This window comes from Cognatiyoonia sp. IB215182 (genome assembly GCF_033963905.1).
In the GTDB taxonomy this organism is placed as follows: Bacteria; Pseudomonadota; Alphaproteobacteria; order Rhodobacterales; family Rhodobacteraceae; genus Yoonia.
Genome location: NZ_JAXBMB010000003.1, coordinates 1 through 24618, shown reverse-complemented (window position 1 = coordinate 24618; position 24618 = coordinate 1). Strand labels below are relative to the sequence as shown.

The window sequence follows — 24618 nt, the reverse complement described above, 5'->3', positions numbered from 1 at the left end:
CTCCCGATAGACGGCCAAGAGGCGCATCCCTGAAAGGGGATGCGTCTTTTTCGCGTATAAGACTTTTGGCGAATTGGCGCATGGGCGCGCGATGGCTATTGTCGGAGCATGGACACCGTTGAACACCGGCCAGCAGAAGTACAAGAAGTCAAGCAACGAATGGGCTGGGCCCTGATCATTGACGATCACCCGCTCTTTTGCGACGCGCTTGAATTGACACTGCGCGCCTTGGGCGAATTCAGTGATGTCAAGACGGCGGATTGCATGGAAGCCGGGCAGCGCATCCTTGATGGCGCGTCGGCACCAGCCTTGATCTTGCTGGACCTGAACCTGCCGGATGTGAGTGGCCTGGACGGTCTGATCCGCATCAAACGCTGTGCTGACAAATCACCCGTTTTGATCGTCTCCTCCGTCACGGATAATGCAATTATCAACGGTGCCATTGCCGCTGGCGCGTCGGGTTTTGTCCCCAAGCATTCCGGACGCGCCGTGTTCAAAGAAGCGCTGGCCGAGATTGCAAATGAAGGCGTCTACAAACCTTCTGGTTTCGTGGAGGCAGAGAATGATGACGACCATGCACAGATCATGGCACGGCTTTCTTCGCTCACAAATCAGCAGGGGCGCATTCTGGAATTGATCTGCGAAGGCAAGCTGAACAAGCAGATCGCCTACGACCTTTCGATTGCCGAAGGCACGGTTAAGGCGCATGTCACTGCGATCATGCGCAAGCTGGGTGTCCAGCGTCGCACACAGGCGGTTTTAGTCGCGCAAGAGGCGCGCTATTTTAACACCTTGCCAAATTCAAACTAGCCATCTTATCCTCTCGCGGTGGGAGGAAATATCTGAATGAGGACGACGGTAACGTCGCCGATTGGCCTTCTTTGCAAGGCGCAGGTGCGGTGTGGGACAACGGCGCCAGTTAAGGCTTTGAGTGCGGAGCTTGGCACAGACGCGCTGGCGGTGCTTTTTCTGTTTGTCACACCACAAGCCGACTTCAGGGCCGTGGTTGCAGAGGCCGAAAAGCTCTATCCTGATACGGATGTGGTGGCTTGTACGACCGCCGGTGAAATCGGTGCTTTGGGTTATGATGAAGGTTTGATCGTCGCGGTTGGATTTCCCCGCGCCGAATTCGCATCAACCTCGCTGGCAATCAGTGACCTCGATGAATTTCAGCCGGAACTGGAAATGGACCGGGTGGCGCAGGAGCGCGTGGCATTGCAAGAACGCAGCCCGGAGATGGAGAACGGTTTTGCATTCCTGATCGTCGACGGGCTTTCCCTGCGCGAAGACACGCTGACGACGACGATTTCGCCTGCTTTGCGGAATATGCCGCTGTTCGGGGCGTCGGCGGGCGACGGCACGGATTTTCAGACGACAATGGTCTCACTGAATGGCCAGATCATGACGAATGGTGCCGTTCTCAACCTGATCCGCAGCGTTCATGAGACCGAGGTCTTTAGCCTCGATCATCTGGTGCCGACTGAAACACAGATGGTTGTCACGGATGCCGATCCTGAACGACGGATCGTAAAATCGATCAATGCCGAACCAGCTGCGCGCGAATACGCCCGGCTTGTGGGCAAGGATCCCGATCAGCTCGACAGGTTCATATTTGCCTCGCATCCCGTTGTGGTGCGGATTGGCGGCGACCACCACGTGCGTGCGATCCAGCAGGTCAACGAAGCTGGCGAACTGGTGTTCTTTTCGGCCATTGATGAAGGCATGGTGCTGACCATTGCAGAGCCTGCCAATATGGCCACCCATTTGCGCGATCAGATGGAAAGATTGGCGCAAAGGGCCAGCTTTAGCGACATCATTGCCTGCGATTGCATTTTGCGGCGGATTGAGGCCGAGCAGATGCAAATGACCCGCGAGTTGTCGGACGTTATGTCACGCTACAACGTGACGGGGTTTTCGACTTATGGTGAACAGATAGGTCCGTTACATGTGAACCAGACAATGACGGGCGTCGCGTTCTATCGGAAGGATGCAAGCTAGGCTTATGTCGATCATCAACGAGAATGACACGATCGAGCGGCAGAACGAAAAACTGCTGCAGATCGCGCAGTCTCTGATGCGGCGCGTCGAACAAAAGAACGATCAATCCGGCCTAGCCTATCAGCAATTCGAACGGGCCGCCTTGCTAGAGACCCAAGTCAGGGAACGTACACGAGAGCTGGAACGCACGTTGGATCTATTGCAGGAATCCAACGCTCAACTGGAACAGGCCAATGCCGAAACGGAACGTACAAGGTCCAATCTGACCGAAGCCATCGAAACGATTGACGAAGGCTTCGCGCTCTTTGACCCTGATGAAAAGCTGGTGCTTTTCAATAGCCGTTTCTGCCGCGACATCTCTGACATCAAGGACCACCTGGTCGAAGGCCTTACCTTTGCCAATTATGTGGAGCTTGTGTCGCAGAGCGATCATCTGGCGATCCCCGAAGGCGAAACCCAAGCGGACTGGGCCAAACGACGGCTGTCGCGCCACAGTCTGGATCACGTTGTCTTTAATGTCAGATTGATGTGGAACCGCTGGTTGCAGATCAGTGAGCATCGTACCGCGCGCGGCGGAACCGTCATTCTGCAGACTGATGTGACCGAGATGATGCGTTCCGAGCGCGAAGAACGCGACAAGATGCTCGATCAGCAGGCCAGGATCCTGCAGGCGACATTGGATCACCTTAATCAGGGGGTCTGTATCTTCGATCACAACAACCGTTTGGTCGGCTGGAACAAGACGATGAACCGTATCCTGTCATTGTCGCCGAAACCGTCGATCCACGGGCTTCCGTTTGCAGATTTGCTTCAGAAGATTGAGAGCGATCTGACCTTCCATGGTGATTTTGATCCTGATCGGCTTTTGAAATGGGCAAATCGGCGCACGCGCCGCGGGCGGATTGCTTTTGAAGTCACTCGTGGCGATTTCCAGACACTCAGCATCTTTGGACAAGAGATGCCGGATCGTGGCTTTGTGATCAGCTTCACGGATGTGACGTCAGAGCGGGAAGCGGCACGGGCGCTCTCAAAGATGAACGAGACGCTTGAGCGTGGCGTGATCGAACGCACCGAAGAGCTTGGCGAGGCTCTGGCCGAGGCGGAACGCGCCAATGCATCCAAATCCCGTTTTGTCGCAGCAGCCAGCCATGATTTGTTGCAGCCGCTATCGGCAGCAAAACTCTTTATGTCTTCGCTGTCGGATCAGTTGCAGGATGACGGCGCATTAGCCGTTCTGGGCAAGGCCCAAAATGCCTTACTGGGTGTCGAAAACATTATCGAAGCATTGCTCGATATCTCGAAACTTGACGCGGGAAAGGCCGTCTTCGATATGCGTGCCGTCCCGCTTGCCGCAGTGCTGTCACCTTTGCGGGATGAATTGACACCTGTGGCCCGGGCCAAAGGTCTGGATCTGACAATCGTGGATAGCAGCCTGCATGTGGTCAGTGACCCAGGATATCTGCGCCGGATTTTGCAGAACCTGATTGGGAACGCTGTAAAGTATACGCCCACAGGTCGCGTGATCGTCGGCGTCCGTCGCAATGGTGGCTCTGCACGGGTTGAGGTTTGGGATACCGGACCCGGCATTGCAGACAATGACCGCGCGACGATTTTTCAGGAATTCGCGCGGCTGGATCAGCACAAAAGCAATGACGGCCTTGGGCTCGGGCTGGCAATCGTGGAACGTGCCGCAAAAGGATTGGGGCATGACCTGAGCCTCTGGTCCCGTGTTGGTCATGGCAGTTGCTTTTCTTTGAATATGCCGCTGGCTTCGTCAAAACAGCCTGATGGCCTTCCATTGCCGAAAGTCAGCGCGGATTGGGGCAACGCATTGGATGGCATGATCGTTCTGCTGGTCGAAAACGATATGCCGCTTGCGAACGCGATGAGCATGATGATCGAAAGCCACGGTGCCGAAGTGCTTTTGGCGCAGAGTGCAAGCGATGCGCTGGATTTGCTGGGTGAGATACAATTGGTGCCCGATGTTCTGCTCTTGGATTATCAGCTGGGATCGGGACCGTCCGGCATCGACCTCTATCGAGAGCTGTTCATGCGCTACGGGGAAGTCCCTGCAGCTGTGATTTCAGCTGATCGCAGCAGGGAATTACAGCAAGCCTGCGGAGATCTGTCCTTGCGTTTGTTGACCAAGCCCGTGGACAAGGAAAAACTGCTTCGCTTTCTGTCTGGCGTGCGGTGCCTGGAAGGGCCCTACACCGTTTTGGCTGGGCAATAACCGCTGCTCAGATCTGTCCAGGGGCGAGGCGCCATTTCGTGGCGCGTTTTTCAAACAGATTTATGACTGTCCACTCCAGGGCGAGGATGAACAGGACAAAGCTGAACGCATAGGCCATCACATAGCCGATCTCGAAGAGCTGAAAGTACAGATGGATCTGAAAGCCGATCCCGTCACTGCGCCCGAGAAACTCGACCACCAGAACGATTTTCCATATAATTGCCAGCCCGTTTCGAGTGCTTGATGCGATGAAGGGCCAAAGCTGCGGCAAAACCACGTGCCAAAAATGCGTGCCGCGTTTCATTCCAAATGAATGGGCCATATCCTCAAGCTGCGGATCCAGAGCACGAGTGCCTTCCCGGATCGTAACTGCAACCATTGCCGTTTTGTTGAGTGCGACAGCGACGATAGCAGCCGTTTCGTTCAACCCGATCCAAAGATAGCACAAGACAATGACAACAAGCGCCGGGATGTTCAGGAACACGACCAGCCACGCCCCGAACCAGCGGTCCAGCGTCTGGTTGCGTCCCATCGCAAAACCGATGATCAGGCCCAGTGTCATCGCCAACCCAAATGCCGCCGCCACACGCCAGATCGTTGCGATCATGTGACGCGCCAACTCACCAGATGCGGCTTCGGCCCGGGCGATGTGCCAGACCTCCAAAGGCGTTGGCAACACGGTCGGATCGGCCTTGAGCCACGCCAGGACGGTCCAGAAAACAATCAATCCGATCAGGGATATCGCGGTGATAACACCGTTCGACTGGGGCGTTGTGGATGTCATGACGACATCCTGTCATGAAATCTTTTGCGACCCCAATGCCAAATCGCCGGTCTCATACCTAAGTCGCATAGGACAAGGTGCGACCCCCGCATAGAGTTACGCCATGCGCGTACTCAAAGTTTGCTTGGGTTTTGTTCTGCTGCTCGTCCACGCTGCGGCAAGCCTTGCCGCGCCGTTGGATCGTGACGCATTGGCACCCTTCATCGTGCCGCCCATGTCGTTGGGTGAACAGCTCAACGATGAAGGTGTGTGGCAGCTTTTGAATTCAGGCGGCGCAGAGGCTGGCTTTGTCTTCGAAACCGAGCCAATGGCCCCGTTACCGGGATTTTCTGGCGCTGCGATCAACATGCTTGTTGTGCTCGATCTTGATGGTCGCTTTCTGGATGTGAAGCTGATTTCCCATAATGAGCCGATATTTGTCTCAGGCCTGGGCGAGGCACCATTTCACAAGTTCTTTGAGCAGTATCGCGGACACTCGATTTCCGACAATCTGGTGGTTGGCACGCCCTATGGCAGCGGGAGCGATGGATCATCGCTGGTGTATCTGGATGGTGTAACCAAGGCCACGGCCTCGGTTCGCATCGCTCATGAAAGCATTCTGGCCGCAACCCTGAAAGTCGCCCGTGAGAAGATGAGCGGTGTTGCCACAGGCCCGCCGGCCTATCCCGACATGGATTATCGCGAAGATTTGTCCTGGGCTGATCTGGTCGAACAGGGGTTGGTTGCGCACCACACCGTCACGAATGCCGAGATCGATGCAGAGTTTGCCGGAACGCTATGGGAATTTGACGACCCGGAAGCGCAAGCCGATCCCGATGGGACATATCTTGACCTCTGGGTTGTTGATATCGGCCCACCTGCGATTGCGCAGGCGGTCTTGTCCCCATCGACATTCGCGGAACTGCAGGATTTCATGGCGATTGCGACGACGGACGAACCTGTGCTGGTCATTGAAACTGCGCGGCATGGGCTCGTAACAGATGACTTTGTCCGCAACACGTCGCCCGATCTTATCAGTGCCGAGCAAGGTGGATTTCCGATTGCCCTGCGGGATGCGGATATCTTTATCCAGCTGCATCCTGACTTGCCGGATGCGCTTCATGACGGCACGGCGATGATCCTGCGGACCGATCGCCGCTTGGGCTTTGATCCAACCGCGGAGTGGTCATTGAATGTCGCCGCGCTCCGCGAGCATGGGATGTTTCAACCGCAGATCGGGTCGGTGACGATTGGCACCACGCTTGCGACGGATCCGCGCTTTTTCATGCGCCCAGAATTGGTCGCACCAAGGCCCGCATGGCTGGATGCGCTAGTGAACCGCTGGACAGATCTGGCGATCCTGGGTGCCTTTCTGATTGGTCTGGTGGCGCTGCTCGGTTTACGATTGAACCGGCTTGCCGGACATAAACACTTCACACCGATCCGGCTTATGATCCTCGCCTTTGTGACCGGCTTTATTGGTTGGTGGGGGCAGGGGCAGTTGTCGATTGCGACGCCATTGGCAGTGATCCGCACCGCGTTTGAAGGGGGGAGTTTTGCGTTTCTTCTATACGATCCATTCTCGCTCCTCCTTTGGGTCGTCTCCATCATCGGTTTCGTCCTGTGGGGCAGGGGCCTCTTTTGCGGCTGGCTGTGTCCGTTTGGTGCCCTACAGGAATTCGCACATCATGTTGGCCGTTTCCTGCGTTTACCTCAGATTGAACCGTCTGCGGCATGGGACAATCGCTTGAAATTGCTGAAATTTGTTGTGCTTGCAGCTCTCGTCGCGTTGGTTTTCACCGCGCCAGCACGCCTCGACAAAGCTATCGAGGTGGAACCGTTCAAGACGGCCATTACCACCTTCTTTATTCGTGAATGGTATTATGTGGCCTATGCCATGGGCCTGCTCCTGTTGTCGATGGTCCTCTTCAAAGGGTTCTGTCGCTATGTCTGCCCTTTAGGCGCTGTGATGGCGATTGGGGGGCTTCTCCGAGGGCGCGACTGGATCGCACGGCGCGCGGAATGCGGATCGCCTTGCCAGCTTTGCAATGTCAAATGCAGCTATGGCGCGATCAAGAAAACGGGCGAAATCCAGTATACCGAATGTTTCCAGTGTCTTGAATGCGTGACGATCCACGATAGCGCCGAGCAATGCGTGCCATTGATCCTTGCCAGCAAGAACGGACGCAGGTTGCAGAGGGCGGCAGCGTGATGCGCATGAACCGTCGGCGTTTCCTTTCGATCAGTGCAGCGATGGCGGCTACGCCAGCCTGGGCCGGGGTGCATTCTTGGCATGGCCGCGCCCTAGGGGCAGATGTGAGCCTGAAGATCAGAGGCGCGCGCGGCGCGTCGGTGGCGATCCTTGCACAGATGCGCGCACTGCTGACGGAGGTTGAGCAATTGTTCAGCCTCTACGACCCCTCTTCGGCAGTGGTTCGACTGAATAACGAGGGAGTTCTGGACAATCCCCCAGAGCAGTTCACAGCGCTAATGGCTGCTGCTGATACCGCCCACACAATAACAGATGGGTTGTTCGACCCAACCGTCCAGCCGCTCTGGCGCGCAATGGCTGAGGGCAGGGATGTCGAGCTTGCGCGTTCCGCGATCGGTTGGGATCGGGTGCAATGGGATGCAAGCCGCGTGCGGCTTGGTGCGGGCCAGGCGCTGACCTTCAACGGCATCGCCCAAGGTTTTGCGACGGATTTGGTGACAGAGCATCTGTCGGCCTCGGGTCTCACCGACGTGCTGGTCAATATCGGCGAATATCGCACCATCGGCGGGACGTGGCGGCTGGGGATCAGCGATCCGCAACATGGCCAGTTGGGCATGCGTACACTGAGCCGTGGTGCGATTGCGACGTCCAGCCCGTCTGCAATGGCGCTCGGTGATCAGGCACATATTTTGCATTCTGAAGCATATCCGCGCTGGTCGACCGTATCGGTCGAGGCCGAGACCGCCACCCTTGCTGATTGCCTTTCAACGGCCTTGTGTCTCGCGCCGCGTCAAATGATCGAACGCGTACGCGCAACACCACGTGTGAAGCGGATTACACTAGTGGATTCTGAGGGAAATCTGACCAGCCTCTAATTGCTAGGTTCTGGTGGTCAATCAAGGGGCGCCGCAGATTGCGACGCCCCGTCTTGTTATGATGCTGCCGTTACTGCACGACCTGTCATTACCTTGACCAGATGCGCCCGATATTCGGCATTGCCATGCAGATCGCTGATCAGGTTATCGTCTGGCACGCTCAGCCCCGCAATCGCATTCGCTGTGAATTCGGTCGAAAGCGCTTCCTCCGCGGCCGTCCAGCGGTGCACGCCGTCATTCGAAGCACCCGTGACCGCGACCCGAACGCTATCGCTGTACTTCGCAACAAAGACGCCAACCAGCGCAAAGCGCGAAGCAGGCTGGACGAATTTTTGATAATTCGCCTTTTCAGGTACGGGGAATGAGACGGCGGTGATGATCTCGCCTTCGTCCAGGGCGGTTGTGAACATACCTTGGAAAAAGTCATCCGCCGCAATCTGACGCGTGTTGGTGATGATTGTCGCTCCCGAGCCGAGTGCCGCTGCGGGATAGCAAGCCGCCGGGTCGTTATTGGCAAGCGAGCCGCCGATGGTGCCGCGGTTGCGTACGGCAGGATCGCCGATATTGGCGGCGAGGTCGGCCAAGGCCGGGTAGGTGCCACCGACCTGGGCTGCGACGGTCGCATGTGTCGTGGCCCCGCCGATGCGAATGTTGTCCGCTTCAGAGGCGACGCCTTGCATCTCGCTCACCGCGCCGAGCGAAACCAGCTTGGATGGTGCCGCTAACCGTTGTTTCAGCGTGGGGATCAGCGTTTGCCCACCTCCCAATGCCTGCGCGTCCTCGGCTCCCAAAGCGGCGACGGCATCGGCCACAGAGGCCGGGCGTTCAATGTCAAATGCATACATATCCGCTCTCCTTTCTTAAGCGTTCTTCATGGCCGACCACACACGGTGCGGGGTCATGGGCATATCTATATGGGTGACGTTCTTGCCGCCCGATTGCAGGGCATCGATGACTGCGTTCACGACCGTTGGCGGCGAGCCGATGGCCCCCGCTTCACCACAGCCTTTCACGCCCAAGGGATTGTGGGTGCAAGGGTTACCCTTGCTGTGGTCAACGATATAGAAGGGCAGATCGTCGGCGCGCGGCATGGTGTAATCCATGTAGCTGGCTGACAAGAGCTGGCCGTTTTCGTCGTAAGTGGTGTTTTCCACCAGTGCCTGACCGATGCCCTGACCAAGCCCGCCATGGACCTGACCAGTCACGACCATCGGGTTGATCACATTGCCGAAATCATCGACGGCCGTCATCCGGTCCACCCGCACCTTGCCGGTTTCGGGGTCCACCTCAACCTCGCAGCAATAAGCGCCCGACGGATAGGTGAAGTTCGCCGGATCATAGAATGCCGTCTCCTCCAGCCCCGGCTCTATGTCTTCCAGCGGGAATTCGTGGGGGATGTAGGCCTTCAATGCTACTTCGCCGAAGCTGACCGACTTGTCCGTACCGGCGACGCTGAAGACACCATCCTTGAGGGTGATATCCTCGTCGGATGCTTCCAACATATGCGCCGCGATCTTCTTGGCCTTGTTGATGATCTTCTCAGTCGCCCGCACCACGGCAGAGCCGCAGACCGCCAGCGAGCGGGAGCCGTAGGTACCCATTCCGAAGGGGATCTTGGACGTGTCGCCATGCACGATATCGACGCTTTCGGCATCAATCCCCAGCATCTCTGCCACGACCTGTGGGAAGACCGTCTCGTGGCCCTGCCCATGGCTATGCGCGCCGACCATAACGCTGAGGTTGCCGGTGGCGTTCACGCGTACCGTCGCTGCATCGTAAAGGCCCACGCGGGAGCCGAGCACACCCACAAGGTTCGAGGGCGCGATGCCGCAAGCTTCGATATAGGCGTTTACACCAAAGCCACGCAGCAGGCCCTTCGCCTCGGATTCCTTGCGCCGCGCTTCAAAGCCCGCCTTGTCGGCCACCTTCTCCATCTGGTCCATCAGCGCATCGTAATTGCCGCTGTCATATTCCAGCCCGGCGGCGGAGGCGAATGGATACTGGTCCGGCTTCACAAAGTTCTTCCGGCGCAATTCGATCGGGTCCATCCCCAATTCACGCGCGGCCTTGTCGATGACGCGTTCGAGCGAGAATGTGGCCTCTGGCCGCCCGGCTCCGCGATAGGCGTCAACGGGGGCGGTGTTGGTGAAGACCGCCTTCACGTTCACATAGACCAGTGGCACGGTGTAGTTGCCAGCCATGAGCGTGCCATGCAGGAAGGTGGGCGTCGCGGTCGAGAAGTTCGATAGATACGCGCCCACATTGGCCATGGTTTCCGTGCGGAAGGCGAGGAAATTGCCCTCAGCATCCAGTGCGAGCTCGATCTTGGTCACGTGGTCGCGGCCATGGGCGTCGGTCAGGAAGGCCTCGGTCCGGTCGGCGGTCCATTTGATCGTGCGGCCGAGCTTCTTGGCGGCGGCCAGAACCAGTGCCTCTTCGCCATAATGGTAGATCTTGGAGCCAAACCCACCACCCACATCAGGCGCAATCACGGTCAGTTTGTTCTCCGGGATCCCCATCACAAAGGCACTGATCAAAAGCCGCGTGAGATGCGGGTTCTGGCTGGTTGTGTGCAGCGTGTATTCATCCGTGCCGGGGTTGTAATGACCGATCGAGCAGCGCGGCTCCATTGCATTGGGGACCAGACGGTTGTTCACCAGTTCCAGCGTGGTCACGTGATGGGCATTCTTGATCGCCTCATCGGTTGCGGCGCGGTTGTCCTCGATCCAACCCCAGTCGAAACACTGGTTCGTGCCGATTTCGTCGTGGACATAATGATCGGCAGCCAGCGCGTCTTTCATATCCACGATAGCGGGCAGTTCTTCGAAATCAGCCTCAATGGCCTCAACCGCGTCACGCGCTTGTGCAACGGTTTCAGCGATGACTGCGGCATAGGCGTCGCCTACATGGCGGACTTTGCCGTGCGCCAGCACTGGGCGCTTGGGCTCATGCATTGGCGTGCCGTCACGGCTGTTGATGAGCCAGCCGGCAGGGTTACCGCCCACTTCGGCGAAGTCTTCACCGGTGAAAATGGCGAGCACGCCCGGCATTGCGGCGGCGGCGGACGTATCAATGGATTTGATCCGACCATTGGCAATGGTTGATCTGGCGAAGACCGCAGCGCATTCGCCCTGCGTCTGAATGTCGTCCGTATACTGACCGCGACCGGTCAGAAAGCGGACATCTTCGCGGCGCGTGGTGGCCGCGCCAATTCCGGTGTCTTTGGGCATTTATGCTTCTCCCTCTTGGGACGGCAATTTTTCATCGAAAAATTGGCCCCAAATTTTTTGAAAAATTTGGTTACTCGGCGGCAATGGCGGAAACATCCTGACCGGATGCCGCCATGATAGCCTTCACGATGTTGTGGTAGCCCGTGCAGCGGCAGATATTGCCTTCGAGGTATTCGCGAATTTCGCCCTCACTCGGCTTGGGATTGTCCTTCAGCAGGGCGGCCGCCGACATCACCATGCCGGGGGTGCAGAATCCGCATTGAAGGCCATGATGGTCCTGAAACGCCTGCTGAATGACGTTGAGCGAACCATCGGCATTCGCTTGCCCCTCAATCGTGCCAACCTCGGCCCCGTCTGCCTCAATCGCGAACATCGCACAGGCCTTAACCGCCTCACCATTCACATGCACGACGCAGGCGCCGCATTGCGAGGTGTCGCAGCCGATATGTGTGCCGGTCAGACGCAGGTCTTCCCGCAGGAAGGTCGACAATAATGTGCGCCCCTCAACCTCACCGGAAACAGCTTTGCCGTTTACGGTCATTGTCACTTTCGTCATCCCTTCCTCCCTTTGGATAAACTGATTGGTGGTTCAGGCGCGTCTCAGCTTGCTGAACCACCCTTTTTTCCTGGTCTCTTCAGTGCCTGCTTCATCATCCTCACCGGGTGGCTCAACAGCCTCCTGAAAATTGGCAAAGAACTGGTCGGCCATCTTCTTGGCAAAACCGTCGATGATGCGCGAGCCAAGCTGAGCCAGCTTGCCGCCCACCTTTGCCTCCACATCATATTCAAGCACTGTCATGTCGCCTTGCGCTGTCAGCCGCACATCGGCCCCGCCTTTGGCAAAACCTGCCGGGCCACCTTTGCCCTCGCCGGTGATGGTCAGGCTTTGATGTTCGACCTGATCGCTCAGCTGCACGGCACCTTTGAAGGTCGCCTTCACAGGTCCAACCTTTTGCGTCACAACCGCTTCAAACCCGTCCTTGGATGACCCCGTCATTTCGGTACATCCAGGCACACAATCCTTGAGCACTTCAGGGTCCAAGAGACCTTCCCAGACGGTGGCGATATCGGCGTTGATGGTGCGGCTTCCAGTCAGGTTCATGGCTTTGTCCGTTTCATTTCCTTAAGCAGACTAGGTGTCTGCGATGGATCGCGATATGCGACCAAGGGCTTAGTTTTTGCTATCTTTCAGGCTCTTGAAAACTCAGCCCATAATCGGCGTAGATCGCGGCAATGCGTCCGTCCTGAAGCGCATAATTGATCGCGTCGTCGACGGCGTAGGACAGGGGGCGGTAGCGAAAGTTCACGGCCACGCCCAGGGTCCATTTGCTGACCGCAAAGCCCGCGAGCGGTGGCTGATGCACATCGCTGCTGTCCGAAAGGCCGTGTTCAATCTGGCTCAGCGGGCCCATGGCGGCCATCACCTCGCCGCTGTTCAGCGCCGCCATGGCATCCGCCATTGTCGTATAGTGCTGGATGTTGCCCGCCATCTGCCCACCCGCGAATGACGACAGATAGAAATCGGCGATGGAATCGTTTTCCACTGCGACAGTGTCAAAGCGGAAATAGGCGGGAACGGGCTTTTCCTCGGGATAGCTGGCCTTGTCATACGCGATGGCGATGGACTCGGCGGCATATTGACCGGTGAAGACCACCTGTTCGACGCGGCACTTGAAACTGGAATCATAAGGCACGCGCATCATCACATTTGCGACGCGCCCGCTGATCAGCGGCCCTTTCCAGATGTTGTTGCGCAGGTCGGCTTCGAGGTTTTCGCCTGCGTCAACGAAATTGAACCGTGCGTCGACGCCCAGATCCTCGGCAATGATCCGGGCAATCTCGATATCGACACCGCGCGGCTGGTCGCCTTCCTCCCAAGAATAGGGAGGGAAGTCTTCGTAAACGGCAAAGAGCATGTGGCCCTGATCCTGGATCTTGTCCAACTCCTGCCCAACAATATCGCGGCCCACGTTCTGCGGTCGCTGTTGTGGGGCGTAATCGGCGCAAGGATCATCGGCCAAAGCCTGTCCGGCATGAAAAATCGCCAGCGTCAAACACAACGACCGTAAGATCAATTCTGCCCCCTATTGTGCTGCGGAAAGGCCAATCGTCAGCGTTTCGGCCGCAGCGGCATAGGCAGCCGGTGTTCCGTCAATCAGATTGGCCGCCCGGAAGGCGACGCTATCGGCAACGGGGGCACCCGAGATCGTGGGGATCTCTGCCGCAATCTCGTTTAGCCGCGCTTTCAGAGCATCGGCGTCCGCACCGGACGCGTCTTTGGCATACATCTCAAGCTGGTCACGCAAACTGGCAAGCTCGCCGGTGAACTGGCTCATGACCTCGTCGTCGGGGCGGGTTTCGATATAGGTGCGAATGGCCCAGGCCGCGTCCTGGCCAAGCAGGTCACCGAAGGCGGGCATCTTGGTGATACCGTTCTGGGTGAAGCCATTCCGATACCGCTCCAGATACCATTCATCGTCATAGTCGGCAGCTTGCAGCAACCGTAGATCAGGGGCGAGCCCGCCTGAGACGACTTCGAGCCCATGACATCTTGCGCAATTCTGGTTGTAACCAGACGCGCCAATTTCAAGCGCGCGCAGCCACACCTCTTCCCCCGCAGACTCTGCGCGGTAGGGGTTTTCGAACAACCACTCATCACCCGTTTCAGGTAAACCGGTCGTATCCACGGCTTGCGGGGCCACATCACCATGGGCATTCACAAAGGTTGCCGTCGCCAGAAGGGCGGCAATCGTCAGGCCATGTCGCAGGGTTGGTGTGGTCATCGGTCCATTCTCCAAACGGGTCAATTCCTTGTTTGCAATATCTTACACAGGCGTCGGCGGGCGGTGATATTGGACCTTGGTTGTGTATGCCCGCAAACCAAGACCAAGGTCGTATTCAACTCCCGGTTAAGCCCTTGTTAACCTCTTATCTATGGGGAGGAATTTTCTAATAACGACCGCGTTTGTGGCGTGCTTCGGGACGACCGCGCGGGCCGAAGTTGCGTTGAATATCGGCTACTTGTCGGTGTTTGAGCAGCGACCGCCCACGCTGTCTAACCTTGATCCAGAGCCCGAAGATATCGGGCTTGCCGGTGCGTTGACGGGGCTTGAGGACAATACAACGACCGGCCGTTTTCTGGGTCATACTTACGCGATCAGCGAGGTGATTCTGGAGGAGGGGGATGACCCGCTTGCCGCCGCAGCTGATCTGTTGTCAGAAACATCGTTTGTCGTTCTGGATGCGCCTGCGGACACGCTTCTGGCGATTGCCGATCTGCCAGAAGCGCAAGATGCGCTGCTTTTTAATGCGGCTGCTGGCGATGTTGCACTGCGCAATGAGGCTTGCCGCGCGAACGTGCTGCACACGTTGCCCTCTGACGCGATGCGCACCGATGCATTGGCGCAAATGTTCGTCAAAAAGCGCTGGGATGATCTGGTGATGATCGCGGGCACGCACCACAAGGATCTGGCCTATGCAGATGCGCTGCGGGCCAGCCTGACCAAGTTCGGGCTGGAACTGGAGGCCGAGAAAACCTGGGCCTTCGATGCCGATATGCGCAGGGCGGCGGCACAAGAAGTGCCACTCTTTACGCAAGACTTTGGTGACTACGATGTGTTGGTCGTCGCCGATGAGCTACAGGATTTCGGGCGCTATATCCTTTACAATACGTGGCAGGCCCGCCCCGTTGCGGGGTCCGAAGGGCTGACAGCCGTCACATGGTCATCCGTCATCGAACAATGGGGTGCCGCCCAGCTGCAAAACCGGTTTGAAGAGGCGCATGGCCGCGACATGACCAGCCAGGATTATGCGGCCTGGGCGGCAGTCCGATCCTTGGGTGAAGCCGTTACGCGCACCAATGCCGCCGATCTCGCGACCTTGCGCGATTATATCCTGTCGGATGATTTTGAACTCGCTGGGTTCAAAGGCCGTCCGCTGACTTATCGCGACTGGAACGGGCAGCTCCGCCAGCCCATCGCCATCGCCCATCCCCGCGCGTTGGTCGCGCAAGCCCCGCTTGAGGGGTTTCTACACCAAGTAACCGAACTTGATACCCTTGGGCTAGACCGGCCCGAAAGCAATTGTGAGGCTTTTCAATGATCCGCACCGCTCTGCTGGCAACCACGCTTTTGGCATCTCCCACATTGGCGGGCGAGATCTGGGTGACCAATGAAAAGGACGACACGGTGTCGGTCATCTCGACCGAAACACTGGAGGTGATCCAGACCTATCCGACCGGCGAACGCCCCCGCGGGATCACGTTTTCCAAGGATTACAGCGTGCTTTACATCTGCGCGTCCGACAGCAACGCAGTGCAGGTGATGGACCCGAATACAGGCGAGATTCTGCACGATCTTCCATCGGGCGAGGACCCCGAGCAATTCGTCTTGCACCCCAATGACCGGCATCTTTACATCGCCAATGAGGATGATGCGATCACCACCGTGGTCGATACCGAAACACGCCGCGTGATCGCGCAGATCGATGTGGGTATTGAGCCCGAGGGCATGGCCGTGTCCCCCGATGGCACGATCGCCATCACGACATCCGAGACGACCAATATGGCCCATTGGATCGACACCGAAACGCAAGAGCTGTTCGCTAATACACTCGTCGACAGCCGCCCGCGCCATGCCGAATTCGTGGCGGACGGCACCCAGCTTTGGGTGAGTTCCGAGATCGGCGGGACCATCACCGTCTTCAATGTCGAAGATCAATCCGAGATCGCGAAGATCGATTTTGAGGTCCAAGGTGTGCATCCCGACCGGGTGCAGCCCGTGGGCTTTGAGCTTACGGCGGACGAAAAGACCGCCTTTGTCGCACTTGGTCCCTCCAACCACATCGCCGCCGTCAATACCGAAACCTTTGAGGTTGAAGATTACATCCTCGTAGGGCGTCGCGTCTGGCACATGGATTTCAACGGCGACAAAACGCAGCTTTTCACCACCAATGGCGTCTCTGGCGATGTGACCGTCATCGATGTCGCCTCCCGCACGCCCATCAAAACAATCAAAGTTGGCCGCTTCCCCTGGGGGGCCGCCTATCGTCCGACAGAGTAAGGAAAAAGACATGAAACTGACTGCAATTGCCACAATGCTCGCCCTCGCGGCGACACCACTTCTGGCGGATGATGACGATACCGGCTTCGGCGCGGCGGGCCTTCTTTCGGGCGGAAACAAGGAAGATCTGCCTCCGATTATCCTTTCGGCGGGGGAACCGCTTTCGAGCGCGCCTTGGGAGCTGAAATCCGGCACCTACTACGAATTCGAAATTCAGGGTGATGGCAGCCAGGAACTGGCCCTTGTCGGCTCCGAATTCTTCCGCGCGATCTGGATTGATGAGATCGTGGTCGAAGGTCTGGAAATCCGCCCTCTTGGCCTCGACAGCGTCGAATTTGACGAAGCGGGCGAGATGGAGATCGGCTTTATCGCGATCAAACCTGGCAGCTACTACATCAAAATCCCCGGCACGACAGGTGAGACTCAACGGCTTGAGATTACAATCGAATGACCGGCATTCGCGTCGCAGATCTGAGTTACAGCTACGGCGCGAAAACGGCATTGGATGGGGTGAGCTTTGATGTCAGGGCAGGGGCCTTTTGTGCTCTGCTCGGCCCAAATGGTGCCGGTAAATCAACGCTCTTTGACCTGCTGACACGTCTATTCGTCGCCCCACGCGGGCGGATTGAGATTGCGGGCCATGATCTGGCCAAGGCACCTAGTGCCGCGCTCGCCAAGTTAGGGATCGTCTTTCAACAACCCACTCTCGACCTTGATCTGACCGTGCGCCAGAATCTAAGCTACTTTGCCGCCCTGCACGGGCTTTCGGGACGCAACCGCGCGCAGCGGATCGATCAGGTGCTGGAGCGGTTGGATATCGCGGACCGGATGCACGAAAAGGCTCGCACGCTCAACGGCGGTCACCGCCGCCGGACCGAGATTGCGCGCGCCCTTCTGCACGATCCGGCGGTGCTATTGCTCGACGAACCAACTGTGGGCCTCGATGCCGCCTCCCGCGCGGCCATCACAGATCATGTGCATGGCCTGGCCGATGACGGCACCACGATCCTATGGGCCACGCATCTGGCGGATGAGGTTCGGCCCGATGACCGGCTCGTGATCCTGCATCAGGCGAAGGTACTGGCAGACGGGCTGGCCCGCAATGTGAGCGGCGACACCTCTTTGCAAGAGGCATTCCTCGCCATGACATCCGAGCCCGCATGAACGGCTACCTCCCCGCCTTGATCGCAATTGTCACGCGCGAGGCGTTGCGCTTCATCCATCAACGGGAACGGTTTGTGGCGGCACTCGTCCGCCCGCTTGTCTGGCTTTTGGTCTTCGCCGCCGGGTTCCGCGCCGCACTGGGCCTCTCCATCATCCCACCATACCAGACCTACATCACCTACGAGACCTACATCGTTCCCGGCCTTTGCGGGATGATCCTGCTGTTCAACGGCATGCAATCGTCACTCAGCCTGATTTACGACCGCGAAATGGGGTCCATGAAGCTCCTCTTAACCAGTCCCTTGCCCCGCTGGTGGCTCTTGATGTGCAAACTGCTGGGGGCCACGGCCATCTCGATCTTGCAGGTATACGCATTCCTCGCAATCGCTGCCATCTTTGGCATCAACATGCCCGCCCTCGGCTACATCGCGGCATTGCCCGCTTTGGTGGTTGCGGGGCTCATGCTGGGGGCACTTGGGCTTTTGTTATCCAGCTTCATCAAACAGTTGGAGAACTTTGCCGGTGTGATGAACTTCGTGATCTTCCCCATGTTCTTCTTGTCATCCGCGCTTTACCCACTCTGGAAAATGGCTGAATCGTCAGAGCTGCTCCACGATATCTGCGCTCTCAATCCGTTTACGCATGCTGTGGAGTTGATCCGTTTCGCGCTCTATCTCCAGTTTAACGGACCGGCACTCGGCTGGACTGTTCTGGCCGCCTGTGTGTTCACTACGGCTGCACTTTGGGGATACAGCCCGGAAGGCACGGGGATACGTCGCAAAGGCTGACCTTTTCTATGACCATTGATCTGCTGATTTTGCCCTGACGCTGTGCTAAGCATGCTTCATGAGATACACTGCACCACTAATCGCCCTTTTGGCCACGCCCGCATTTGCCGACGATCCGTCCCAATATGGGACAACAAACCCCGATGAGATGACGTGGCAACGCTTTGTCGAACGCGCCGAAGATGGCGAAACCGGCATGGTGCTGTGTTCGATGGGGTATGCGCTGACAAAATCCGGCGATCACGATGCCGCCAGAACCCTGTTTTTGAACTGTGCCGAGGACGGCTATACCGGGGCGATGACCTGGATGAGCCAGCTCGACAATAATGGGCTAGGCGCAGAGTATGACCCTGATGCGGCCGCAGAATGGGATCGCCGTGCAGCGGCTTTGGGTGATCCGGTCGGCAAGTTCAACTACGGCCTTGATCTGCTGCGCGGTCATGGCGTCGAAAAGAATGAAGCCCGCGGTCGCCAGCTTGTGGCCGAAGCAGCGCAAGAGGGGCTCCCCATTGCCCGCAGGCTGGAGGCCGCAGATTACGATCTGGATGAAGTCACCCCCGACGCGGACAACTGGAAATACGCTCCGGTCTTCTAGCCATTGTTCATGACGTCGCTGGTAATGCGTGCCGGTGCACCCGAGAGCGCGACGATACGATCCGCCAACTTGCGCGCCTCTTCTTCGACATGCGTCACCAGAATGGTTGTGACGGGGTAGGTGTCACGCAGTCGCCTAAACAGCGTCATCATGTCATTTGTAAGGGCAGGGTCAAGCGACACGAAGGGTTCATCAAGCAACAGAAGATCCGGATGGACGGCAAATGCTCTCGCCAATGCCAGCCGCCGCTGCTGGCCCAGTGACAGCCTGTTGGGAAACGTGTCGGCGCGATCAGCCAAGCCTACATCCGCCAGTAGCGCGTCCGCGGCGGCGCCAGAAACGCCAGTCGGGATCATGACGTTGTCACGTACGCTACGCCAGGGCAGCAAGGTTGGTTCCTGAAAGACCATCGCGACTTTGCCATCGATCCAGCATTGCCCATTAAAGGATTGTTCCAACCCAGCAAAAACGCGCAGTAAAGAAGACTTACCGATACCGGACGGCCCGACGAGGGCAAGCGTTTGGCCACGCGGGACTGTCAGGCTGATATCACGCAGAACAACCTCGTCTTCGTACGCCAATGAAACAAGCTGCAGATCAAGAACAGGGGCTTGTTCGCGAGTTTCCCGGTGCGTCATCTGATCCGTTTCGATCAGCGCCACACTAGCTTCCGTTTTGCAGGAACGTACCCTCTGGCAACGCGGTCGCTTCGCCGAGCAGTTCTGCGCCGCCAAGACTATACATCAGTTCCAACATACGGCCCGCTGCTGCTTCATCAATCGGTCCTTCAGCCGGAATGCCCGCGCGGAAGCCCGCGACGAGAGCTGCAAACTGCGCATCGTTGTCCGCATTCATGTTGGGGCGCAAGCGATCCCATTCGGCATCATCGTTGGCCAGCAAATCCTTGGCTGCGCGGGAAGCTGCGGCAAATCCATTGACCAGTTCAGGATTGTCTCGCATCAACTCGCCCCTCACGACATAGCCTAAAAGTGGCGTTTCGGGATCAAGTCCCAAATCAGATGCAGCCTCCGACACGTCAATCAGCGTGCGCATCCCACCTGCATTCATCTTGGCCCCGAAATGCCAGAAATTGATCGCGGCACCCACTTCTCCGGACATGGCAGAACCAAAGATCAATGGCGGTGCCCCAAAAACCTGTTCAGTTTCTGAAGCCAGGTCCATGTTGTGGTTCTTTTCGGCGTAGGCCCGGAGGATCAGCCAGCTCTTGTCCAAGGGGCCGCCGGCGATACCGATCTGCATACCGGCAAGATCTGCCATATTCTGCGCCGGGCTGTCGGCGGGCACCATAATGCCTCCCACAGCCTTGGAGTAGGGAATGAAGACATAGTCCCGGCCCGCCGCGCGCTGCCTCGCGACCCATAGCCAATCCGAGACGATGACATCCGCTTCACCACCTTGAAAGGCGACCTTTGCAGCCGATCCACCCGCCACACCCTGGACTTCCAGATCGAAGCCATTCGCGGCATCCAGTTCATGATGTTGGATGGTGTTGAGTTCCCAGTTCACGGTTCCGAACTTCAAGACTGCAATGCGCAGTGTCGGCGTCTCGGCCAGACCAACAGTTGCAACACAAACCGCGATCACAGCGGCGCTGATGGATTTGATGAATGTCATTGAGGCCTCCCTAGCTGGCGCAATGTTACCAGCACGGGCCTGAACAGGAATACGACCAAAGGCAGGGTGCAGTAGTTGAGCCAGTTTGTCGGATCTTCCTATTGGTGAGATTACCGACAGTGGCGCAAACAACAACTTGGCATTTTTAGATCATTGGACGCTGTTTTGTACAAGATCTGAGCCCGATACAGGCCTTGAGGTTTAGCGTCGGCGATCCCGGCAATGCCATCCAGATCCACCTGGAGCACGGCAAGATTGTATTGCGGCGCCGCGCCCACCAGACGCGCAGGCAAGACCCGTCCATCAGCCATATGAATGTCCGCGCGGACAGCGCGCTGGATCACATGGGCATTCGTGACAATATGGCCCTCATCTCCCCAGAAGAACCCGGACCCCGAGCCGCTTGGCACGATTTCCGCCCGTCGCAGCCAAGGATCGACGCGCCTTTGTCCGGTTGTGATGGACACGACAGAGGACCGCGACGTTTCAAAAAGGGAGATCAGGCGCTCCTCAGGCGCTGTCAGCTCCTGCGACAGCGCTGGAACCGCCAAAGACAGAACCAGCACCATTTTCAACAGCAATCGCAGCATCGACCGATACCCCGTCACACCTCAAAAGCGCGGGACATGACGCTGCCCAGCCTGCGGGCAAAGGCAGATGCGTCGGTGGGTGTTTCTCCTTCGACTATGCGCGCCTGATCGAGCAGCAAATGGGCCGCGTCCTTCAACAGATCGTCGGCGTCGCCCTCCGCGCGTTCTGCCAGTTTTGTGATGATCGCGTGGCTCGGGTTCAGTTCCAGCACACGCGGCATACCTGTTTGCAGTTGGCCATGCCGCTTGAGCAACCGCTCAAGGTTCACGTCCATATCGCCCTCATCGGCAATCAGACAAACCGGGCTGTCCGTCAGGCGTCTGGAGGGCCGCACGTCTTTGACTAGCTCGCCTAGCTCCGCCTTGATTGCAGCAATCAGCTTGGACAGATCTGCTTCCTCGGCTTTGTCTTCGTCGGGCTTTTCCTCAGCCTCAATCGCATCCAGATCCGCGGCACCTCGGGTGATGGATTTGAGCGGCTTGCCCTCAAACTCCGTGATGTGCTGGAGCCAGAATTCGTCCACGTGATCCGACAGCAGGAGCACTTCGACGCTCTTAGCCTTGAAGCCTTCCAGATGCGGCGATTGCGCCAGTTTGGCCGCGTCGTCGCCCGCAATGTAGAAGATCGCCTCCTGGCCTTCTTTCATGCGCTCCACATAGGCCGCGAGGCTTGTTAGCCCGTCCTCTCCGGTGGAGGCGAACCGACAGACCTCAAGGATCCGGTCACGCAAAGATGGATCTTCGACGAGCCCTTCTTTTAGCACCGCGCCGAAATTCCCCCAGAATTTCGCATAGTCCTCCGGCGCTTTAGTGGCCTTTTTCTTGAGCTCGCTTAGCACCTTCTTGGTCACCTGGGTTTTGATCTTCGCAAGCTTCGGGTCGGTTTGAAGCATCTCGCGCGAAACGTTCAGCGACAGATCCTGACTGTCGACCACCCCGCGCAGGAACCGCAGATAGGCCGGGATCAGATCTTTGGTTGTCTCGGAGATGAAGACCCGGTTCACGTAGAGCTTCACATGGCTCTTCCGTTCGGCATCAAAGAGATCAAAGGGCTGAACCGAGGGCACAAACAAGAGGCTCGTGTGATTCAGCGAGCCTTCGACCTTGTTGTGCATGACGTGCCACGGCGTGTCGAAGGCATACGACGTATGCTTGTAGAACTCGCCGTACTGCTCTTCGGAAATCTCCTTTGCCGGTCGGGTCCAGAGGGCTTCGGCCGCGTTCAACGTGTCATCGCCCAGCTTCACGGGGAAGCTGATATGTTCCGAATAGGTCTTGATGATGTGACGGATCCGCGCCTGTTCCGCGAATTCCTTGGCGTCTTTCTTGAGATGCAGCGTCACGGTTGTGCCTGCCGTGTCGCGCGTGGCCGGTTCGATCGTGAACCCGCCTTTGCCATCCGAGGACCAAAGCCAAGCGTCGTCTTCTCCGGCTTTGCGAGTCAACACGTCGACCGTCGAGGCGACCATGAAGGCCGAGTAGAACCCAACGCCGAATTGGCCGATCAAGCCGGGTGTGTCTTTCTCCTCGGCCTTCAGCGCCTCGATAAACGCGCCTGTCCCGGATTTTGCGATGGTGCCAAGGGTGTCGAGCAAATCGGCATGGTTCATCCCGATGCCATTGTCCGAAATCGACAGTGTCTTTTTGTCAACACCAAGGGTGATCGCGAACCCCTCTGGAGGTGCGAGGCTCGCGTCGGTCAATGCAGCATAGCGGAGCTTGTCGCACGCGTCTGACGCGTTTGAGATCAGCTCACGTAGAAACACTTCGCGGTTCGAGTAGAGCGAGCTCGCGACAATCTCCAGTAGCTGGCCGACTTCAGTTTGGAAGGAAAAGGTTTCTTTCTCAAGGACTTCGGTCATCTATGCACCTCCAATTTGTTACGCGGCGTTGATTTAGGATCCGTATGCGTCGCTTTCAATGTTTCCCGCTTACCCCCAGGGGCCAGAGCTGGACTGCCTTGCGGGCCGAAGCCCGCCGGATGCACCACTCATTTTGCGTAGCTCTGCGATCCGTTTCTCAATGGGTGGATGGGTCGCGAACAGGCTATCGACAGCCTGCATGTGCAATGGATTGACGATAAACATATGCGCTGTGCCTGGGTTTCGTTCAGCGGCAATGTTGTCGATCCTGCCCGAGAGCACTGCTAATCTGTTCAGCGCTGATGCCAGCCAATCCGGATTTCCGCAGATCGCAGCCCCCTCGGCATCTGCTTCATATTCGCGCACCCGGCTTATGGCCATTTGCACTATGGCCGCCGCCATCGGCGCCAAGATCATCATCGCAATTGAACCAATCATACCAAGAGGACGATGACGTCCGCCCCCAAAGAAAATGGCAAAGTTGGCAAGCATCGACACGGCTCCCGCCAAGGTGGCCGTGATCGTCATGGTGAGCGTGTCACGGTTCTTGATATGCGCAAGCTCATGCGCGACCACGCCAGCCACTTCCTCGCGGGTCATATTGCGCAGAAGACCGCGGGTGACGGCGACGGCAGCGTTCTCAGGGTTGCGGCCCGTAGCGAAGGCGTTGGGCTGTTCGGTTTCAATGATGTAGAGCGCAGGCATCGGCATCCCCGCCAGCCGCGCCATGCTTGCCGTCATCTCCCACAGTTCTGGTGCCGTTCTTTGATCCACAGGCCGTGCACCATGCATCCGCAGAACGGCCTTGTCGGAATTCCAGTAGGCAAAGAAGTTCATGCCGAATGCGAATGCGATCGCCAGCGCAACGAAAAGACCGGCTTCGCCTGCGAGCATAAGACCAGCGACGCCCACAAAGGCAGTCATGGCAGCCATTAGCATAAATGTGCGCATCATTGGGTCTGTAATCCAGGAGCCGTGTCCGCGCATTTAGGAAGCGTCACAAAACATAACAATGGTCAGCTAGAACAAAATAGCTGCAAGCAGCTCCTAGTGCCGGGCATGGTGCAAAGCGGACCTTGATATTTAGAAGTCGAACGATCGTTGGGGCCGCGTCTGAGTTGTAGGATCAGGATGCGGCGAATTTACAGAAGCGGTTCAGGCGATATCTGCGCATGGCAATGGCCGGTCTGGCGACATGCCCTGCGCAGCAGCCGCGAGCGTGCCGCACTCGCGAAAGGATGCTGCGTTAGCAATAGCCGCATGAGCAAACGGCCAGTTTGTCCGCAACTCAGGCATCGACGTTTAGAAGTTCAATGACCGAAAGGTGGATGAAGCCTCCTTGAGTGTTGCTTGTTGTTTTGCACAGTGTTTTTGCATCACAGCATGGCATGCAATTTCAACGGGTTAGGGAAGGGCAACTGACTGCCGCAAAATGGAACCTTTTTGCAGCAACAAGCAGAGCAGTCGGCATACTGTAGCGCAAGCAGCGAGTCCCAATAATTCAGTCCCATCATTTAAGTAAACCGACACAACTGAAAGTAGCATTGCGTTGTAAACGCCATTCAGAAATGTCACCTGGGTTTGCAAAGCAGGAATGTCACCCTGAGTGCAAC

24 protein-coding genes are annotated in these 24618 nt (G+C 57.5%); 11 read left to right on the top strand and 13 right to left on the bottom strand.

Features of this window, described 5'->3' with window-relative positions; all coding sequences use genetic code 11:
- The first annotated feature begins 108 nt into the window (after positions 1-108).
- From SLH47_RS06275 to SLH47_RS06265, 3 genes are read left to right on the top strand one after another with little or no spacing between them, the layout of a single operon-like run.
- Entirely contained in the window at positions 109-810 is a 702-nt protein-coding gene (locus SLH47_RS06275; RefSeq protein ID WP_320238597.1) for a response regulator transcription factor, read from the top strand.
- Positions 811-846: 36 nt separating this feature from the next.
- Positions 847-1998 carry an FIST N-terminal domain-containing protein gene (locus SLH47_RS06270; RefSeq protein ID WP_320238596.1) on the top strand — a complete coding sequence of 384 codons (1152 nt, stop codon included), beginning with the start codon at positions 847-849 and terminating at the stop codon, positions 1996-1998.
- A 4-nt stretch (positions 1999-2002) separates the two neighbouring features.
- Positions 2003-4231, top strand: a complete 2229-nt coding sequence (locus SLH47_RS06265) for a PAS-domain containing protein (RefSeq protein WP_320238595.1) — start codon at positions 2003-2005, stop codon at positions 4229-4231.
- Between the two features lie 7 nt (positions 4232-4238).
- Here the strand turns inward: SLH47_RS06265 and SLH47_RS06260 are convergent, their stop codons facing one another.
- Positions 4239-5015 carry an ABC transporter permease gene (locus SLH47_RS06260; protein WP_320238594.1) on the bottom strand — a complete coding sequence of 259 codons (777 nt, stop codon included), beginning with the start codon at positions 5013-5015 and terminating at the stop codon, positions 4239-4241.
- A 103-nt stretch (positions 5016-5118) separates the two neighbouring features.
- Between SLH47_RS06260 and SLH47_RS06255 the strand changes: the two genes are divergently transcribed.
- Both SLH47_RS06255 and SLH47_RS06250 read left to right on the top strand, forming a co-directional pair.
- The gene (locus SLH47_RS06255; RefSeq protein WP_320238593.1) at positions 5119-7206 is read left to right on the top strand and encodes a 4Fe-4S binding protein; all 2088 of its coding nucleotides are present in this window, start codon (positions 5119-5121) and stop codon (positions 7204-7206) included.
- Positions 7146-8081: an FAD:protein FMN transferase gene (locus SLH47_RS06250; protein WP_320238592.1), complete on the top strand. Its 936-nt coding sequence runs from the start codon at positions 7146-7148 to the stop codon at positions 8079-8081. Before SLH47_RS06255 ends, SLH47_RS06250 begins: the two co-directional genes overlap by 61 nt.
- Before the next feature lie 56 nt (positions 8082-8137).
- Here SLH47_RS06250 and SLH47_RS06245 read toward each other — a convergent pair whose 3' ends face one another.
- From SLH47_RS06245 to pedF, 6 genes are all read right to left on the bottom strand, one after another.
- Entirely contained in the window at positions 8138-8926 is a 789-nt protein-coding gene (locus tag SLH47_RS06245) for a xanthine dehydrogenase family protein subunit M (protein WP_320238591.1), read from the bottom strand.
- 15 nt (positions 8927-8941) lie between these two features.
- Positions 8942-11311, bottom strand: a complete 2370-nt coding sequence (locus SLH47_RS06240; protein ID WP_320238589.1) for a xanthine dehydrogenase family protein molybdopterin-binding subunit — start codon at positions 11309-11311, stop codon at positions 8942-8944.
- Positions 11312-11381: 70 nt separating this feature from the next.
- Positions 11382-11867 carry a (2Fe-2S)-binding protein gene (locus SLH47_RS06235; protein WP_320238588.1) on the bottom strand — a complete coding sequence of 162 codons (486 nt, stop codon included), beginning with the start codon at positions 11865-11867 and terminating at the stop codon, positions 11382-11384.
- A gap of 33 nt (positions 11868-11900) precedes the next feature.
- On the bottom strand, positions 11901-12413 hold the full coding sequence (locus SLH47_RS06230) for a carbon monoxide dehydrogenase subunit G (RefSeq protein WP_320238587.1): 513 nt from the start codon (positions 12411-12413) through the stop codon (positions 11901-11903).
- A gap of 79 nt (positions 12414-12492) precedes the next feature.
- Positions 12493-13383, bottom strand: a complete 891-nt coding sequence (locus SLH47_RS06225; RefSeq protein ID WP_320239081.1) for a substrate-binding periplasmic protein — start codon at positions 13381-13383, stop codon at positions 12493-12495.
- Between the two features lie 12 nt (positions 13384-13395).
- The gene (gene pedF, locus SLH47_RS06220) at positions 13396-14094 is read right to left on the bottom strand and encodes a cytochrome c-550 PedF (protein WP_320238585.1); all 699 of its coding nucleotides are present in this window, start codon (positions 14092-14094) and stop codon (positions 13396-13398) included.
- Positions 14095-14245: 151 nt separating this feature from the next.
- Here pedF and SLH47_RS06215 point away from each other — a divergent pair, with 151 nt between their 5' ends.
- Genes SLH47_RS06215 through SLH47_RS06190 form a run of 6 tightly spaced genes read left to right on the top strand, consistent with a single transcriptional unit; the run spans position 14246 to position 18918 of the window.
- Positions 14246-15412 carry an ABC transporter substrate-binding protein gene (locus SLH47_RS06215; protein WP_413785627.1) on the top strand — a complete coding sequence of 389 codons (1167 nt, stop codon included), beginning with the start codon at positions 14246-14248 and terminating at the stop codon, positions 15410-15412.
- Positions 15409-16371 (top strand): YVTN family beta-propeller repeat protein, encoded by a 963-nt coding sequence (locus SLH47_RS06210; protein WP_320238581.1) that lies wholly within the window; start codon positions 15409-15411, stop codon positions 16369-16371. The genes SLH47_RS06215 and SLH47_RS06210 overlap by 4 nt, the downstream gene beginning before the upstream one ends.
- A 10-nt stretch (positions 16372-16381) precedes the next feature.
- On the top strand, positions 16382-16822 hold the full coding sequence (locus SLH47_RS06205) for a hypothetical protein (RefSeq protein WP_320238580.1): 441 nt from the start codon (positions 16382-16384) through the stop codon (positions 16820-16822).
- Positions 16819-17535: an ABC transporter ATP-binding protein gene (locus SLH47_RS06200; RefSeq protein WP_320238579.1), complete on the top strand. Its 717-nt coding sequence runs from the start codon at positions 16819-16821 to the stop codon at positions 17533-17535. Before SLH47_RS06205 ends, SLH47_RS06200 begins: the two co-directional genes overlap by 4 nt.
- Entirely contained in the window at positions 17532-18323 is a 792-nt protein-coding gene (locus tag SLH47_RS06195) for an ABC transporter permease (protein ID WP_320238578.1), read from the top strand. The genes SLH47_RS06200 and SLH47_RS06195 overlap by 4 nt, the downstream gene beginning before the upstream one ends.
- 58 nt (positions 18324-18381) lie before the next feature.
- Positions 18382-18918: a sel1 repeat family protein gene (locus SLH47_RS06190; RefSeq protein WP_320238577.1), complete on the top strand. Its 537-nt coding sequence runs from the start codon at positions 18382-18384 to the stop codon at positions 18916-18918.
- On the opposite strand, the gene SLH47_RS06185 is transcribed toward SLH47_RS06190, so the two are convergent.
- The 6 genes from SLH47_RS06185 to SLH47_RS06160 form a co-directional block, all read right to left on the bottom strand.
- Positions 18915-19580, bottom strand: coding sequence for an ABC transporter ATP-binding protein (locus SLH47_RS06185; RefSeq protein ID WP_320238576.1), 666 nt, complete (start codon positions 19578-19580; stop codon positions 18915-18917). The two genes, SLH47_RS06190 and SLH47_RS06185, sit on opposite strands and share 4 nt — an antisense overlap.
- Before the next feature lies 1 nt (position 19581).
- A complete protein-coding gene (locus tag SLH47_RS06180) occupies positions 19582-20553 on the bottom strand; it encodes an ABC transporter substrate-binding protein (protein WP_320238575.1) in 972 nt (323 codons plus the stop codon).
- A gap of 110 nt (positions 20554-20663) precedes the next feature.
- Positions 20664-21143, bottom strand: a complete 480-nt coding sequence (locus SLH47_RS06175; RefSeq protein ID WP_320238574.1) for a serine protease — start codon at positions 21141-21143, stop codon at positions 20664-20666.
- A gap of 14 nt (positions 21144-21157) precedes the next feature.
- Complete coding sequence (gene htpG, locus SLH47_RS06170) at positions 21158-23005, bottom strand: molecular chaperone HtpG (protein WP_320238573.1); 1848 nt, start codon at positions 23003-23005, stop codon at positions 21158-21160.
- Between the two features lie 69 nt (positions 23006-23074).
- Entirely contained in the window at positions 23075-23959 is an 885-nt protein-coding gene (gene htpX, locus SLH47_RS06165; protein WP_320238571.1) for a zinc metalloprotease HtpX, read from the bottom strand.
- Between the two features lie 450 nt (positions 23960-24409).
- On the bottom strand, positions 24410-24618 hold a 209-nt coding region (locus SLH47_RS06160), incomplete at its 5' end, for a hypothetical protein (protein ID WP_320238570.1).